The following is a 15,273-nucleotide window of genomic DNA, read 5'->3' as shown; positions in this document are numbered from 1 at the left end:
TAGCGTTAGAGAAGTATAAATGAATAAGATGATATTCTTCTAAAAAGGTGTGACTTATATATGGAAACTATTCCTAAGCCAGCGGCGACAGTCTTATTAATCAATCCACAAGGACAAGTATATATGACGAAACGCCCAGCAACAATGAAATTTCTTGCTGGGCATTATGTTTTTCCTGGTGGCGCAGTGGATGAGAAAGACTCGCTGCTATCTAATAGATTAATTGCTCCAACAGATCAGGAAAATATCCCTTTAGCTTATTATGTTGCTGCCGCAAGAGAAGTCTATGAAGAAATTGGAGTTTTCCTTGGTTGTGATAGAACAGGAGAGCCGCTCTCATTTCAAAAAGAAGAAAGTTTGAACGATAGGAAAAGGCTCTTAAAAAAGGAAATAAGTTTTATCGAGTTATTAAAAGAAAAAGAAGCCGCGCTTGATTGTCGCTGCTTCACATATATCGGCCATAAAACGACACCAGCAAAAAGTCCAATACGTTTTGATACACGTTTCTTTATTACACGTCTCCCAAAACGGCAACAACCAATTCCTGATCCTTATGAAGTTGCAGAAGCCAGGTGGATTTATCCAAAAGATGCTTTGCATGCATATGAGAAGGGTGAAATTAAACTCATAAACCCGACTATCCGTTCACTTGAAAAAGCAATTTGTTGGTTAGATGCAACTTCATGAATAACTTGAGTAAGCATTTCTGTTCTGTATAACCTTTCTTTCTTCTATCAACTTAATTAAATGAGCTTCTGTTGTTTTTTCTGCTACTACTTTGTTTGAAGGGTGAATATGACCAGCGTATATCTTATTCGTAATTTCGTGTAATAACAGGGGCTCATTCTCTTTTAAAATATGTAAAATTTGTTCTTCTCTCTGCATTCTTCTATTCAGTACATAATCAATATGTTCGTATGGATTATTAATCCAATCGCCATGACCAGGACCAACTATTGTTAAGGATAATGATTTTATTTTTTCTAATGTGATGAAATAATCTTTCATATTCCCATCGGGTGTACCAATCCAAGAAGTTCCCTTTTCTATTAAATTATCACCTGCCAGTAAAATCTTCTTAGAAGGTAAATAAAAGCTTAAATGACCTGAAGAATGCCCTGGGAGATGTAATGCTATCAGAGATTCATCGCCTATAGATATTTCTTCGTGATCTGAAAGGTAATGGAGGTTATCAATTTGAACATTCCTTCTGATTTCGGGCTCCTCAAGTGGATGAGCAAATATAGGTATTTGCCAATCAAGAAGTTGTTTCACTCCAGGTGAATGATCTTTATGTCCATGGGTGAGAAGAATCGCTTTCGGAATGGGAAGCTCATGTTTTTTTAGTGCTGTATGTAGTGTTTCTCTTGTAATGGGTTGATTATAACCAGTGTCAATGATTAGAGTTTCCTCTTTATTACCGATGATGTAGCTATTTGTTGTTGTATATGGCCAAAGAGTGGGAGTAGGAATAGGTATACGTAATACACTAATATCTGATTTCATTATGTCCACCTTTTATAAATAATTTGAATATTATGAATATTTTTTAGCTATTGATACTTACTTTAAAACTATGCTATGATACATAGGTATGGCTTTTTTTATTATTGTATAAAAGTATCCAATATAATAATAACAAAAATATTAAGATGTGTCAACTAATTTTTTATCGAGGAGTGATTCTATGCAAGAGCGACAAGAAGAGCAAAAAAGGGTTGATAGAATAATACATGAAGTGAATAAGAAGCAAGTCGCTTATATAGAAAATCGCGACCACGTACAGAAGGATGTAAAACAATTAAAAACAGGATTTTGGGATGATGTGACAGTCAACCTAGAGGAAATGGACGATGTGATTGAGACATTTCAAAGTGTAAAGCAGCAAGCAGAATTATTAGGGGAAAGAGAACGGCGAATGGGAATGCTCGATCAATATGTCAACATATTGTCGAAACAAAAAGACTCACCCTATTTTGGCAGAATTGATTTTAGGGAAGATGGGGAAGAAAAGGAATCCATATATATTGGTGTTGCCTCATTAATGGATGAAAACGATGAGCAGTTTCTTATTTATGATTGGCGGTCACCTGTTGCGAGTATGTATTACGATTACACACCTGGAAAAGCAAAGTATGACACCCCATATGAAACAATTATGGGAGAAATGTTATTAAAGCGTCAATTTATTATAAAAAAGGGGAATATTGAAGGGTTATTTGATACGGGTTTAACGATTGGTGATAGTGTGCTGCAGGAAGTGTTAGGTGGTCACGCAAATGCACAGATGAAAAGTATTGTTGCTACGATTCAGAAGCAACAAAATGCAATTATTCGCAATGTGAAAGACGATTTAATTATTGTTCAAGGAGTGGCAGGTAGTGGGAAAACATCAGCAGCATTACAAAGAATCGCTTACCTTCTATATCATTATAGGAAATCATTACATGCGGAAAATATAATTCTTTTCTCGCCAAACCCGCTATTTAATAGTTATGTTTCTCAAGTGTTACCAGAATTGGGTGAGAAAAATATGAAGCAGGATACTTTTTGGCACTTCATTCTAAGTAAGTTTGATGCAAAGCTTACGATAGAAACACCGCTTGATCAATTAGAATTTCTTCTTCAAGAAAATGATTCAAGTGAAAAAAGAGTCCAGGAAATTGAATATAAGTCCTCTTTATCCTATCAATCTTCTATGGATCAATATATTAGCCATTTATTAATAGAAGGGATGATTTTCCGTGATCTCACCTTTCATAATGAAAAATGGCTGACTGTCGATGAAATCGGTGAGAAGTTTTATTCTTATGAAAGTAACATTTCAATCGCGAACAGACTGCAACTTATACAAGAATGGATCCTTTCTATTATAAAGAAAAAGGAGAAAGCAGAACGGAAGAAGGCTTGGGTTGAGAATGAAGTAGAATTACTTGATAAAGAAGATTATTTACAAGCATATAAAAAGGCACAGCAAATAGATGATGATGGCTTTATGCAACCAGAAGTTGAGCAAGCGTATTTGATGAAAATGGTTGTGAAAAGGAGACTTAAGCCCATTCGGAAACAAATCCAATCTTTCTATTTTGTTGATATACTTGCAATGTACGATGAGTTTTTACGTACAAGTAACAAAGATGATTCGGGATTAGAGGCAATTGTATCTGGTGATATGTTGTATGAAGATGTGGTCCCTTATTTATATTTAAAACAACAATTATTAAAGGAAGATGGTCATACGTCTGTACGTCATATTTTTATTGACGAAGCACAGGATTATTCACCCTTTCACTTTGCCTATTTAAAAGAGTTATTCCCGCATAGTAAGTGGACGTTATTGGGAGATGTGAATCAAACTATCCACTATCACGCTGACAATCAGTCTGTCCTGTTTAGTAATGAAAAAGCAACAATCTATCAATTAAGACAAAGTTATCGTTCAACGAAAGAGATTACGACATTTACATCAAGTCTACTTTTGAATAATGAAGATATTATTCCTTTTAACCGAAGTGGCGAAAAGCCCATTATCAAAAATGTGGATGAGGAAGAAGCGCTAACGATACTTATAGATGTCGTTCGTCGATCCGTCTCGCTAGGTCATGAAACCATTGCGATCATTGCTAGGAGTGCGAGTCAGAGTGAGGAGTGGTACCGTCAATTATTGCCTCATCTTAACAATGTGAACCTTATCCATCAAAAAACAACGGATTTTCAAAAAGGAATTACCATTATTCCATCTTATTTAGCAAAGGGGATTGAATTTGATGCTGTTGTTATCCCAGATGGTGAACAATATAAAAAAGAGAGGGACCGCTTTTTATTCTATACTGTGTGTACGCGGGCAATGCATCAATTAGTCATCTTGCAAAAATCACAAACGAATCCGTTTATTAATGGAGCAGATGTGCACACATATGAATATATATTGTAATGATTGTTTTAGGTATGTAGGATATTATTCGTATCTTGCATACTTTTTTTTATATCTTTTGATGTGTTTTTACATATTAAAGGAGGAAAAGGGGATTTCTTGCATAACCCTTTTAAGGGAGCAATTTTTGCTTTCAATCTGAATAGAGGGAGGAATGTGAAGTGAAAAAAATGGTCGCTTGTATTGCCATCGTCACACTATTTATGTTAACAACCTCTCAAGCATTTGCTGCTAAAACGATTACGCCTCAAGGAAAGCTTAAGCCACCAGGGGAAGTATTCACGCCGGGAGAGTGGTTTCTCGGAAGTGTACCACCGAATTTAGATACAAGTAAACCCCCGATTGTCTTTGTTCAAGGAAAAAATGGTAGTTCAACTAGTTGGTATGAAAAAACGGAATATCATGGTGTAAATGATATGTATACAAAAGCGTATGAATCTGGTTATCAAACTGTGTTTGTACAATTGCATGATGCAGCAGGAGAAGGTTCGGCAAGCCAATTGGATAACGGTGAACTTCTCGCTTCGATGCTTGCTGATATTTCCGCGCATTTCCAAGGAAGAAAATTAAATATTGTCGCTCACAGTAAAGGTGGACCAGATACACAAGCGGCGCTCATTCATTATGGTGCACACGCATATGTCGGTCGAGTCATTACATTAGGTTCCCCGCATCATGGTTCCCATTTGGCTGACCTTGCTTATAGTTGGTGGGCAGGGTGGTTAGGTACGTTATTAGGGCAAAAGGATGATGGGACCTTTTCTTTACAGGTAGGTGAAATGGCTCACTTTCGCTCAATAACTGATCATCATTCTCATGCAACGAAGAATAAGTATTACACTGTTTCCGGGACAAATAAGGGGCCGTCAATGTCCGCTTTATGGATGGGTGGCCAATACTTATCCTCTGAAGGTGAAAATGATGGTTTAGTTAATGATTGGAGTACAAGGTTACCATATGGTACACATCTCTTTAATGACACCTCTCTCGATCATGATAAAATTCGTATGGGCTCCGCAGTATTTTCTAGAATTGAACCATATTTGCGTTCATCATCTGTAACCGGATTGACAACGGATGATGTAAAAAGTAGCGATACATTAATGTCTAAAGATATTTCCTCCTATACCCACGGTGGCGAATGGCAAGGGTATGCCCCTTATAATCAATTCTTTCATGTGGATGAACAACTTAAAAACATACAAATCTGGACATCAACGAAGGATGTTAAAGTTAAATTAATTTCGCCAACTGGGAAAGAGTATCAAAGTTACACTTCATCACCTAAAAGTGCAGAAATATTTAATGGGGCAGCAGCACATAGTTTTACTGGCATTATATCTGAAACAGGTCGTTGGCAAGTGGAACTAACATCTAGCAAGAAGGATAATGCCTATGTAATGAATGTTACCCATGAAGGGAAAAAAAATCTAGAACTAAAGATGAATCCACTTTTCTCAAAGGATCCAGTTGCTTTCTCCCTACAATCAAACAACAATATACAATCTATCACAATGAATACGAAATTAGTGGATAAGAACGGCAATACAGTAGTGGCACCTTTAAATGTACAAAACACTTCGCGTAATGGGTCAATTGGACAATTTAATGCTAAGTTAAGTAGTGGTGTTTATAATATGACTATTGATATAAAAGGTAAAACACTTCAAGGGGCCCCTTATGAAAGAACAGTTATTCGCTCGTTTTATGTACAATAGTAGAGTTTCATATATCGTTTGATCGGTGTGTGAGGTGCTGATACTGGCATCTCTTTTTCTTTTTAACTAAAATAAAGGCAAGTCAATTGAAATAGATGGGGTGAGATGTGAATGAAGTTTATAAATAAAACAGTTATTGTCACTGGTGCAGGTAATGGCATTGGTCAAGGGGTTGCACTCGCATATAAACGGGAAGGTGCCAACGTAGTAGTGGCTGATTGGGATGATTCGAACTTTGCTGCGCTTGAAGCAAAGGGGCTTGATTGCCTTCAGATAAATAAGAAGAAGCAGACATTCAACGATTATTAGAACAAACGATCGAGAAATATGGACAAGTAGATATTCTCATTAATAATGCTGGTGTATCTGTCTTTAAACCTTTGTTCGAATTAACATTAGATGAATGGGATCGTGTCATCAATACAAATGTAAGAAGCGTATTTCTAGCCACGAAAGAAGCGGCAAAATATATGAAAAATAACGAATCGGGTGGAGCGATTGTTAATATGGCTTCTACTCGTTCGATGATGTCTGAGGTCAATTCAGAAGCCTATGCCGCTTCAAAAGGTGGCATAGTTAGTTTAACTCATGCATTAGCTCTTTCCCTAGCTGATTATCACATTACGGTTAATTGTATTTCGCCAGGGTGGATTGTGACGAATGAGAAGGCGGAACTGCGAGAAGTAGATCATCATCAGCACCCTTCAAGGAGAGTCGGGACGGTAGCTGATGTAGCTAAAGCTTGTCTTTACTTAACAGATCCGGAAAATAACTTTGTGAACGGAGAGAATATTACTGTAGATGGTGGTATGACGAAGAAAATGATATATGAAGAATAAATAAATGATAAAAAGCAAGGTTCCCCTAGTAAGAGTAAAGGAACCTTGCTTGTTTATATTTCTATTTCATTGCGTCTGACCACTCTTCTACATTCCACACTTTTGTGACCCAATCTTCGTAAAAGTCGGGTTCATGGCAAACGAGGACAATGGTGCCTTTATATGCTTTTAAGGCTCTTTTTAATTCTTCTTTCGCCGTAATATCTAAATGATTTGTTGGTTCGTCAAACAGCAGCCAATTGCTTTCGTTCATCATTAACTTGCAAAGACGTACTTTCGCTTGTTCTCCCCCACTTAGTTGGTTCATTGGTCTTGAAATATGTTCATTTTTTAGCCCGCATTTAGCGAGAGCTGCACGAACCTGATGCTGATCCATCGCCGGGAACTCGTTCCATACATCATCTATGGGTGTAATTTGCTCGCCTTTTACTTCCTGTTCGAAATAGGAAGGGTAGAGGAAGTCACCTCTTTCAATTTTCCCGCTAATCGCTGGGATTTTTCCAAGCATCGTTTTTAAGAGGGTAGATTTTCCGACACCGTTACATCCAACAATGGCAATGCGATCCCCTTTTTCAATCGTAATTGACATTTTTGGCAATAGGGCATGTGTATAACCAATTTCAAAATTCTCGCCTTCAAACACATAACGGCTACTAGCCCTCGACTCTTTAAATTCGAAAGTAGGTTTAGCGGCAGTTTCAGGACGATCAATTCTCTCCATCCGGTTTAATTGCTTTTGCCTACTTTTTGCACGACCTGTTGTTGAATATCTCGCCTTGTTTTTTGCGATAAAATCTTCTTGTTTCTTGATGAATTCTTGTTGCTTTTCATATGCGTGGATATGTTGATTTTTATTGATTTCTGCCAGTTCTAAGAATTTTTCATAACTAGCCGTATAGCGAGTAAGTTTAGAGAATTCTAGATGAAAAATAACATTTGAGACTCCGTTCATAAATTCAGTATCATGCGAGATTAAAATGAATGCATACGGATATTCTTTTAAATAGTGGGATAACCAGTCTATATGTTCAACATCTAAATAGTTTGTTGGTTCATCTAAGAGTAAAACTTGAGGTTGCTCAAGCAATAGTTTAGCAAGTAGGACTTTTGTTCTTTGCCCTCCGCTAAGTGCTGCGACATCTCTATCCAAACCTATTGCATCTAATCCCAACCCTCTTGCTGCATCGTCTATTTTTAAATCGATTGAATAAAATCCGCCTGCTTCTAGTGTATCTTGAATTTCACCCATTTTCTCAAGCAAAACTTCTAATTCTTCTGGTGTGGCATCTGCCATCTTCGCTGTGACTTCATTTAATTCTTCTTCTTTTTTATATAATGGTAGAAAGGCATCTCTTAATGCATCGCGCATCGTTTTTCCAGGGGTTAAAACAGTATGTTGATCCAGATACCCATATTGTACATTAGGTGTCCATTCCACTTTGCCCCCATCGTGAATAAGCTGCCCTGTAATAATATTCATTAAAGTAGATTTACCTACCCCGTTTGCTCCAACTAACCCTACGTGATCTTCTGCTAATAAACGAAAAGACACGTCCTTAAATAATGTTCGATCGCCAAAAGTATGACTAAGATGATCAACTGTAAGTAAACTCATTTTGTAATCCTCATTTCTTCATAATCATTTAATAATCATACTAGATTTCTCGATGTTTAACTAGGGGAGAGGCGATATTTATCTATAAAAGAAAAATTCCTTATGAGGAATGGATGGTGGTATAATATGGTTTAAATACATATAAAAGGGGGATTGTTATGCAATTAACGATCCATGCAAAAGGAGAAGGCGCGAATATCCTTTCTTTTTTATTGGCGAAACACCCTGAACGTCTTTATGAAAAAGAACATAAAGGGCATAAAGTACGTCTCTTTTATCAAACCTTTACTCCTAATGAGGTGAAAGTAACGATATACGTCGTTTTGGATGCTATAAGTTTAGTAAGGGATAGTGGAGAGAAATTAGATATTACACATTATATTAATGACCGTGAATTTGCAGTTAGTAGTTTGTTTTTATCACTCATACGCTCTTCTCTTGCGACAGCCCTAAATGGCTTACCTAAGGAAGAATATTTACCATATGTACGGCAGGTATTTCAATTTTCTTATTCATTTGGTCCAGTAAATACAGACCTTTCTGTAGAGAATCTTCGGGAGTTGTTTTCACCGCTTGGATTTACCTTATCTGTGCAATCTGAAACGAAAAACAGTCCTCTTTATGTAACTGTTACAGGTGAGACAACGTTACAAAAGGGGTTAAGGCAGTTATTTATTCTCATTCCAGTTATTGATAATTATAAGCACTATTTTATTGATGAAAAAGAGGCGGAAAAGCTTCAGCGGTTCGGAGAAGGTTGGCTAGATGATCATCCTCAAAAAGAATGGATTTATATACGTGCCTTAAAGTATAAAGGGCTGTTAGACGACCATATAACCGAACACATAAAGGTTGAAAAGGAAAAGAAGCAAAAAGGACTAAACCAACTACGTTATGAAAAGATAATCGAAATCATTCAATCTAAACCTCATCTTAGAAAGATAATAGATATGGGGAGTGGAGAAGGAAAGCTTAGTACTAGATTAGGCTTTTTACCAAATGTGAGTGAAATAATCGCAGTTGAACCAAGTGAACGAGAAACGTTAAAGGCGAAAAAAAGATATGCAAAAGCTGCCGAAAATCCGGGCTTCTTAATGCCAATGCAAAAATGGGGTTCGGTATTTTATTATGATGATGGACTAAAGAATAAAGACGTCTTTATTTTATGTGAAGTGATCGAACATATTGCCGAGGAAAAATTGCATACGGCCATGCAACTGATTTTTCAAGAGTATAAGCCTGCGGTTTGTATTATTACAACACCGAATAAAGAATATAATACACTTTATCAACTTGGGGAATCCATGCGTCATTATGATCATCGCTTTGAATGGACAAGAGCAGAATTACTAGCATGGGTTGAGAAGATGACTGATATGTATGCTTATAAAGCTAGCATTTCTAGTATAGGTGAGGTAGATCATGAACGAGGTTCACCGACTCAGATAGTCGTATTTGAAAAAGAGGTGATGGTATGAGGAGGAGAATCACACTTCCTAACGCTGGTGTCGTTTTACTTGTTGGGCCTTCTGGTAGCGGTAAAACAACATTATTGCAGAACTTGGTCGATAGCGGACAAATAAAAGACTCAGAAATTTTAAGTTCAGATAAATATAGAAAAATAGTTGCAGATCAAGAGTACAACTCAGTTGAAAGCACTGATAATAAGATGGCGCAAATCTTATTTGAACAGTATCAAAGGATTTCTAAAGAAGCATTTGAACTGCTAGAATTGACCCTAGAAGCAAGATGTCGCTTAAATAAATGTAGTTTCATTGATGCGACTAATATAAATAGTGATGATCGTAAAAAATTGATTTCCATTGCACATCGCCATCATTTACCGATAAGCGCAATTGTGCTAGATATCGATTTAGATACATTATTAATGAGAGATAACGAACGAGTATTCCCAAGGGGCTCAAAGCGCATTAAACAACAAATGAAAAGGTTCCAATATCATAAGCGTTATTTAAAGACAGAAGGTTATCATCAACTTCATATGATAAAAGAATTGAATCACTCTATTGAAATAGAACGAATGGATGAAGTTCCTCCTATTGATGTGGGAGCAGGAATTGATATCATTGGTGATATTCATGGTTGTTATACTGAGCTATTACATTTATTAGAGAAGTTAGGATATGAAGAAAATGAACAAGGGCTCTATACTCATCCCCTTGGGAGGAAGTTTTTATCATTAGGAGATATTATGAGTCGGGGACCGCGCTCTTTAGAAACGCTTTTATTTTTTAAAAATCATGTTAATAATAACTTAGCTTATATGATTGATAGTAATCATGGTTGGAAAATCTACAGATGGTTAAAAGGAAATCAAGTTACTTTACAACATGGTGACGAATGGACAGCTAAAGAAATCAATCAATGGTTAGCTACCTATTCAGAAGAAGAGCAAAAGCGTCTGAAGGATGAGTTCATTCAGTTTTTAGGAGATGCTCCGGCACATTATATAATCGAGGATAAAGGCGTGCCGATGCTTGTATGCACACATGCAGGGATTAAAGATGAGTATATAGGCAAGAAATCCCCACAAATATCGGATTATTGTCGATACGGTGAATCATCAAGTCGCATGCAAGATGGTATTCCCATTAGAGGTGAATGGTATCATCATCATACAGGTCATATGACCATTATATGGGGGCATGATCCGAGACCATATCCGACTACTATCAACTCTACGATTAATATTGATCAAGGTGTAGTATTTGGAGGGAAATTAACAGCCTATCGATATCCCGAGAAGTCATTTGTCGCAGTTGATGCCCTCAAAAATTATAACGGTGTAGAGCATAACCCAATAATAGAATGGAAGAGCAAGAGATTGCTACCCCCAAATATACAAGCGCTTATTGAAGGTTTCCGCATACGAATGGAAGAATTCGAAGATGTAAGTGTGAAAGGTAAGTATGTAAAACCAGTCATTGGCTCGTTATCTACAGCCGATACCCATTTTGGTCAACTGGTTTATCTCCCTCCAACTATGAGTCCTGTTCCTATTCCGAGTCAGTTGCCAGATTATTTAGAACATCCAATAGAGGCTTTTAAATATTATCGGGATAATGGTGTTAATCAACTGATTGTTGAGAAAAAGCATATGGGTTCACGGGGTATTTTACTCATCTTTAAGAATGAGGAAGTAGCGTTAAACTATACTGGGATTAGTAATTTAGGTGCGATATATTCAAGAAGTGGGAAGCGCTTTTTTAAGAAGGATATAGAAGAGCGAATATTAACGGTTATCCAATCTAGTTTAAAGGAAAATGACTATTTTGATAAGTACGAAACAGACTTTGTATTACTGGATTGTGAGATCATGCCATGGAATTTAAAGGCACAAGATTTAATCAATAAACAATATGAACTTGTAGCTGAAAGTGCGATCTTAGATCGAAAAATCTTGGATCAAGCACTAAATGAATCAATGGTTGAGAACCAGTGGTTAAAGGAAAATGAGGAAAAGTTAGAACGTGCAGAAAGTTTTCAAAAAGTGTATGAAAAGTATTGCTGGGAAGTTTCTGACATAGATCGCATTGTGATTGCTCCATTTCATATCCTAGCACATAGTGGAAGAGTATATCACGAAAATCCCCATACGTGGCATATGACTCATGTAGAAGAACTATCCAATATATGTAGTATTTTTAGACGTACTGAATATTTACTTATTGAAGATGAATCGGATTGGAAGCAAGTAATTAATTGGTGGAAAAAAATAACAGAAGAAGGGCATGAAGGAATGGTTGTTAAACCTAACCAGTTTACCGTATGGGAAAAAGGGAAGCTGTTACAACCAGCATTAAAGGTAAGGGGAAGAAAGTATTTACAAATCATATATGGCATCGATTATTTAGAAGAGAAGTACTTAGAGCGGTTGAAGAAAAGAAACACGAAACGTAAACAAAAATTAGCGTTGCAAGAATTTTCCTTAGGGATAGAGGCGTTAAACCGCTTTGTAAAGCAAGAAGAAATAGGTCGAATTCATGAGTGTATTGTCGCTATACTTGCCCTCGAAGGAGATGAAGTCGACCCGAGATTATAGTCGTCATAGAGAAAAGTCATCTATATATGATGGCTTTTTTATGATGGAATTTTATCTTTCATAATCTTATTACCACAAGCGCAAATTGTACTATGCTTTAACTTAATTAATTTTGTTTTACATACTGGGCAAATTTTATCTTCTTTTTTCATCGGAATCATCCTTTCTCTATGCATTCTTGGCATTTCCCATACACTTCCATATTGTGATTATTGACGGAAAAACCTGTAAGATTAGCTACCATTTCTTCAATTTCTGTAAGTTCCGGATAGTTAATATCTGCAATTTTTCCACATGATTCACAGATAACGTGATAATGATTGGACTGACTAAATTCAAAGCGACTTAATCCATTGCCATAAGGTAGCTCATTAATGATTCCTAATTCAACAAATAGTTTTAAGTTATTGTAAATGGTAGCGAGACTAATGATAGGGATTCTTTTTTGAATGTCTTCAGCTGTTGGATGTCCATTCATGTCAATCAGTGTCGTTAAAATTTGTATTCTTTGTGGTGTAACCCTTAAATTTTTTTCTTTTAATAAGGGAATTAAGCTTTCTATTTGGTCTTTATTCATGCTATAACCCTCATTTATAATGATGTAATTGTTGAGAATGCCTTTAAGTAGAACTTAAAGGCAAATGAGAAAAAGTGAAAAATAACGAAATATGAGAATGACTAACATATTAACGATATATATTAATAATAACACTTCTCATTCGAAAATCAATACTTTTTTATAATAATTATAAATAAGGACTGTGTATAAATATAGTTTCGACTATAGTTTCGACATTACCTGTAATATATCCTCGTTGAGTGTGTAATAATTTTAGTTTTTTTAATCACCAATATACTAATATGTTACATGACATGAATGTGTGAAAGAATATTGAAGACGGAAGGGGATTATCAATTACACTTTGAATGGGGATTCTAGTTGATAAAAGAGTTCAAATTTTGTACAAATATAAAATCCGTAATGTCCCTAAAACATTAGCGTTTTTTGGAACATTACGGATTTTTATATATTTAATCTAATAATGGAAGTGAAGGTTATTTTACTTTTTCTGCCCAGTTCATAAAATTGTTTACAACCTGATCTAAGAAATCTAGAGTTTGTTCGTGTACAAGTTCTCCTTGTTCATTTACTTTATCAAGCACGGTACCGATAAAAACTTCATTTCCTGGAAGTGTGACAGCGCCGACTCCAGCTGAGTTGAGTATTTGACGCAAGTGCATTTGGGCTTTTACTGTTCCCATTGCACCAGGCGTTGCCCCAACAATCATCGCAGGTTTATTGACCATAACTTTTTCCACTCTTGAAAACCAATCAATGGCGTTCTTTAAAAATGCAGGAATGGAGTGATTATATTCAGGTGTTAAAAATAATAACCCATCACTATCTTTAATTCTTTGGCGAATTTCTAAAACGGCCGCTGGTGGTGTAAGTTCATCATCTTGATTATACATCGGTAATCTTTCAAGAGGGAGGATATCTATCTCGAGCTCTTCTTGATAACGATCTTTCATTAATAAGGCTAACTTTTTATTTAGTGATTCTTTACGATTGCTTCCAACAAATGCAGCAATTTTCATATAAACGCCTCCATTATGTAATAATTAATGTTTCCATCATAGCATAGACCTATTTGAAATCTGTTATAAATGCTCAGAAAATCTAATCGTTTCAATTAAAGGAACATTTTTTAAGTAAAATGGGTAAATTAACTAATAAAGTTCTTTTGAAAATATGTCCTCTATATGTGTACAATTATTTAAAATGTGGTAAAGTATAATTTGTAAAACCTATACATAGCAAATGTGTAACTAGAAAATAGTTGTATTTTTCCAGAGGACAGTTGTCTATTTTGAAAAGAAAATGAAGATGAAACCCTAGGAGGAAAAGAAATATGTCAAGCAATATTCTTAATCAATTTTTAAGTGAAAATCTTGAGGATTTAAAAGATAAAGGATTATATAACGAAATTGACCCGTTAGAAAGTGCGAATGGTCCAATCATTAAAATTAACGGGAAAGAGTTAATCAACTTATCTTCGAACAATTATTTAGGTTTAGCAACAAATGATACGTTAAAGACAATTGCTAAAGAAGCGATTGATAAATATGGTGTTGGTGCAGGAGCAGTTAGGACGATTAATGGTACGTTGCAAATTCATGTAGAGCTTGAAGAAACACTTGCAAAATTCAAGCATACAGAGGCAGCAATTGCTTATCAATCTGGATTCAATTGTAATATGGCGGCGATTTCTGCAGTTATGGATAAAAATGATGCCATCCTTTCAGATGAGCTTAATCATGCTTCTATTATTGACGGTTGCCGTTTATCCAAAGCAAAGATTATTCGATTTAATCATTCTGATATGGACGATCTTAGAGCAAAAGCAAAGGAAGCAACAGAATCTGGGCAATACAATAAAGTAATGGTCATTACAGATGGTGTATTTTCAATGGATGGTGATATTGCTAAATTACCAGAAATCGTTAAAATCGCTGAAGAGTTTGATCTAATAACATATGTGGATGATGCTCACGGTTCTGGTGTATTAGGTAAGGGTGCTGGTACGGTAAAACATTTTGGTCTTTCTGATAAAGTGGATTTCCAAATTGGTACATTATCGAAGGCAATCGGAGTAGTTGGTGGTTATGTAGCTGGTAAACAACAATTAATCGATTGGTTAAAGGTGAGAAGTAGACCTTTCTTATTTTCTACATCTGTTACACCTGCTGATGCCGCTGCAAGTAAAAAAGCGATTGAGATGTTAATGGAGAGCACAGCGCTCAATGAAAAATTATGGGAAAACAGTGAATACTTAAAAGCATGCTTAAAGAAATTAGGATTTAATATCGGTGAAAGTGAAACACCGATTACACCTTGTATCATTGGGGATGAAGTGAAAACGCAAGAATTTAGTAAGAAACTTAATGAAGCTGGAGTGTATGCAAAGTCCATCGTATTCCCAACGGTACCAAGAGGAACTGGTCGTGTACGTAATATGCCATCTGCTGCACATACGAAAGAAATGCTAGATCAAGCGTTAACTATATATGAAACGGTAGGGAAAGAACTAGAGATTATATAA

At 36.0% G+C, this 15,273-nt stretch carries 10 protein-coding genes and 1 pseudogene; 7 read left to right on the top strand and 4 right to left on the bottom strand.

What is annotated here, in order from left to right:
* Nucleotides 1-60 precede the first annotated feature (60 nt).
* A complete protein-coding gene (locus tag MKX29_RS21355) occupies nucleotides 61-687 on the top strand; it encodes an NUDIX hydrolase (protein WP_224936390.1) in 627 nt (208 codons plus the stop codon).
* Here the strand turns inward: MKX29_RS21355 and MKX29_RS21350 are convergent.
* Nucleotides 682-1,506 (bottom strand): MBL fold metallo-hydrolase, encoded by an 825-nt coding sequence (locus MKX29_RS21350; RefSeq protein WP_341107637.1) that lies wholly within the window; start codon nucleotides 1,504-1,506, stop codon nucleotides 682-684. The genes MKX29_RS21355 and MKX29_RS21350 overlap by 6 nt on opposite strands.
* Nucleotides 1,507-1,687: 181 nt before the next feature.
* Between MKX29_RS21350 and helD the strand changes: the two genes are divergently transcribed.
* The 3 genes and pseudogenes from helD (at nucleotide 1,688) to MKX29_RS21335 (ending at nucleotide 6,491) form a co-directional block, all read left to right on the top strand.
* The gene (gene helD, locus MKX29_RS21345) at nucleotides 1,688-3,934 is read left to right on the top strand and encodes an RNA polymerase recycling motor HelD (RefSeq protein ID WP_341107635.1); all 2,247 of its coding nucleotides are present in this window, start codon (nucleotides 1,688-1,690) and stop codon (nucleotides 3,932-3,934) included.
* 203 nt (nucleotides 3,935-4,137) lie between these two features.
* On the top strand, nucleotides 4,138-5,652 hold the full coding sequence (locus MKX29_RS21340) for an esterase/lipase family protein (protein ID WP_445662713.1): 1,515 nt from the start codon (nucleotides 4,138-4,140) through the stop codon (nucleotides 5,650-5,652).
* Nucleotides 5,653-5,763: 111 nt separating this feature from the next.
* Nucleotides 5,764-6,491: pseudogene (locus MKX29_RS21335) on the top strand (SDR family NAD(P)-dependent oxidoreductase).
* Between the two features lie 61 nt (nucleotides 6,492-6,552).
* Here MKX29_RS21335 and MKX29_RS21330 read toward each other — a convergent pair.
* Nucleotides 6,553-8,106, bottom strand: a complete 1,554-nt coding sequence (locus MKX29_RS21330; protein WP_224936394.1) for an ABC-F family ATP-binding cassette domain-containing protein — start codon at nucleotides 8,104-8,106, stop codon at nucleotides 6,553-6,555.
* Nucleotides 8,107-8,264: 158 nt separating this feature from the next.
* On the opposite strand from MKX29_RS21330, the gene MKX29_RS21325 reads away from it, so the two are divergent.
* Nucleotides 8,265-9,584 carry a 3' terminal RNA ribose 2'-O-methyltransferase Hen1 gene (locus tag MKX29_RS21325; protein ID WP_341107631.1) on the top strand — a complete coding sequence of 440 codons (1,320 nt, stop codon included), beginning with the start codon at nucleotides 8,265-8,267 and terminating at the stop codon, nucleotides 9,582-9,584.
* On the top strand, nucleotides 9,581-12,169 hold the full coding sequence (locus MKX29_RS21320) for an AAA family ATPase (RefSeq protein ID WP_341107629.1): 2,589 nt from the start codon (nucleotides 9,581-9,583) through the stop codon (nucleotides 12,167-12,169). Before MKX29_RS21325 ends, MKX29_RS21320 begins: the two co-directional genes overlap by 4 nt.
* Nucleotides 12,170-12,326: 157 nt before the next feature.
* Here the strand turns inward: MKX29_RS21320 and MKX29_RS21315 are convergent, their stop codons facing one another.
* Nucleotides 12,327-12,746, bottom strand: a complete 420-nt coding sequence (locus tag MKX29_RS21315) for a Fur family transcriptional regulator (protein ID WP_191811732.1) — start codon at nucleotides 12,744-12,746, stop codon at nucleotides 12,327-12,329.
* Between the two features lie 479 nt (nucleotides 12,747-13,225).
* Complete coding sequence (locus MKX29_RS21310) at nucleotides 13,226-13,768, bottom strand: NADPH-dependent FMN reductase (RefSeq protein WP_341107627.1); 543 nt, start codon at nucleotides 13,766-13,768, stop codon at nucleotides 13,226-13,228.
* 314 nt (nucleotides 13,769-14,082) lie between these two features.
* Between MKX29_RS21310 and MKX29_RS21305 the strand changes: the two genes are divergently transcribed.
* Nucleotides 14,083-15,273, top strand: a complete 1,191-nt coding sequence (locus tag MKX29_RS21305) for a glycine C-acetyltransferase (protein WP_341107625.1) — start codon at nucleotides 14,083-14,085, stop codon at nucleotides 15,271-15,273.

Source organism: Cytobacillus sp. FSL R7-0696 (genome assembly GCF_038006865.1).
Classification (GTDB): Bacteria; Bacillota; Bacilli; order Bacillales; family Cytobacillaceae; genus Cytobacillus; species Cytobacillus kochii.
Note: the sequence above shows the minus strand (reverse complement) of the source record. Positions and strands in the feature narration are given on the sequence as shown.

What these genes read in the sequence shown, in the direction of transcription:
- MKX29_RS21310 (WP_341107627.1), bottom strand. Translation starts at nt 13,768, where the DNA reads ATGAAAATTGCTGCATTTGTTGGAAGCAATCGTAAAGAATCACTAAAT.
- MKX29_RS21340 (WP_445662713.1), top strand. Translation starts at nt 4,138, where the DNA reads ATGTTAACAACCTCTCAAGCATTTGCTGCTAAAACGATTACGCCTCAA.
- MKX29_RS21325 (WP_341107631.1), top strand. Translation starts at nt 8,265, where the DNA reads ATGCAATTAACGATCCATGCAAAAGGAGAAGGCGCGAATATCCTTTCT.
- helD (WP_341107635.1), top strand. Translation starts at nt 1,688, where the DNA reads ATGCAAGAGCGACAAGAAGAGCAAAAAAGGGTTGATAGAATAATACAT.
- MKX29_RS21315 (WP_191811732.1), bottom strand. Translation starts at nt 12,746, where the DNA reads ATGAATAAAGACCAAATAGAAAGCTTAATTCCCTTATTAAAAGAAAAA.
- MKX29_RS21355 (WP_224936390.1), top strand. Translation starts at nt 61, where the DNA reads ATGGAAACTATTCCTAAGCCAGCGGCGACAGTCTTATTAATCAATCCA.
- MKX29_RS21305 (WP_341107625.1), top strand. Translation starts at nt 14,083, where the DNA reads ATGTCAAGCAATATTCTTAATCAATTTTTAAGTGAAAATCTTGAGGAT.
- MKX29_RS21330 (WP_224936394.1), bottom strand. Translation starts at nt 8,106, where the DNA reads ATGAGTTTACTTACAGTTGATCATCTTAGTCATACTTTTGGCGATCGA.
- MKX29_RS21320 (WP_341107629.1), top strand. Translation starts at nt 9,581, where the DNA reads ATGAGGAGGAGAATCACACTTCCTAACGCTGGTGTCGTTTTACTTGTT.
- MKX29_RS21350 (WP_341107637.1), bottom strand. Translation starts at nt 1,506, where the DNA reads ATGAAATCAGATATTAGTGTATTACGTATACCTATTCCTACTCCCACT.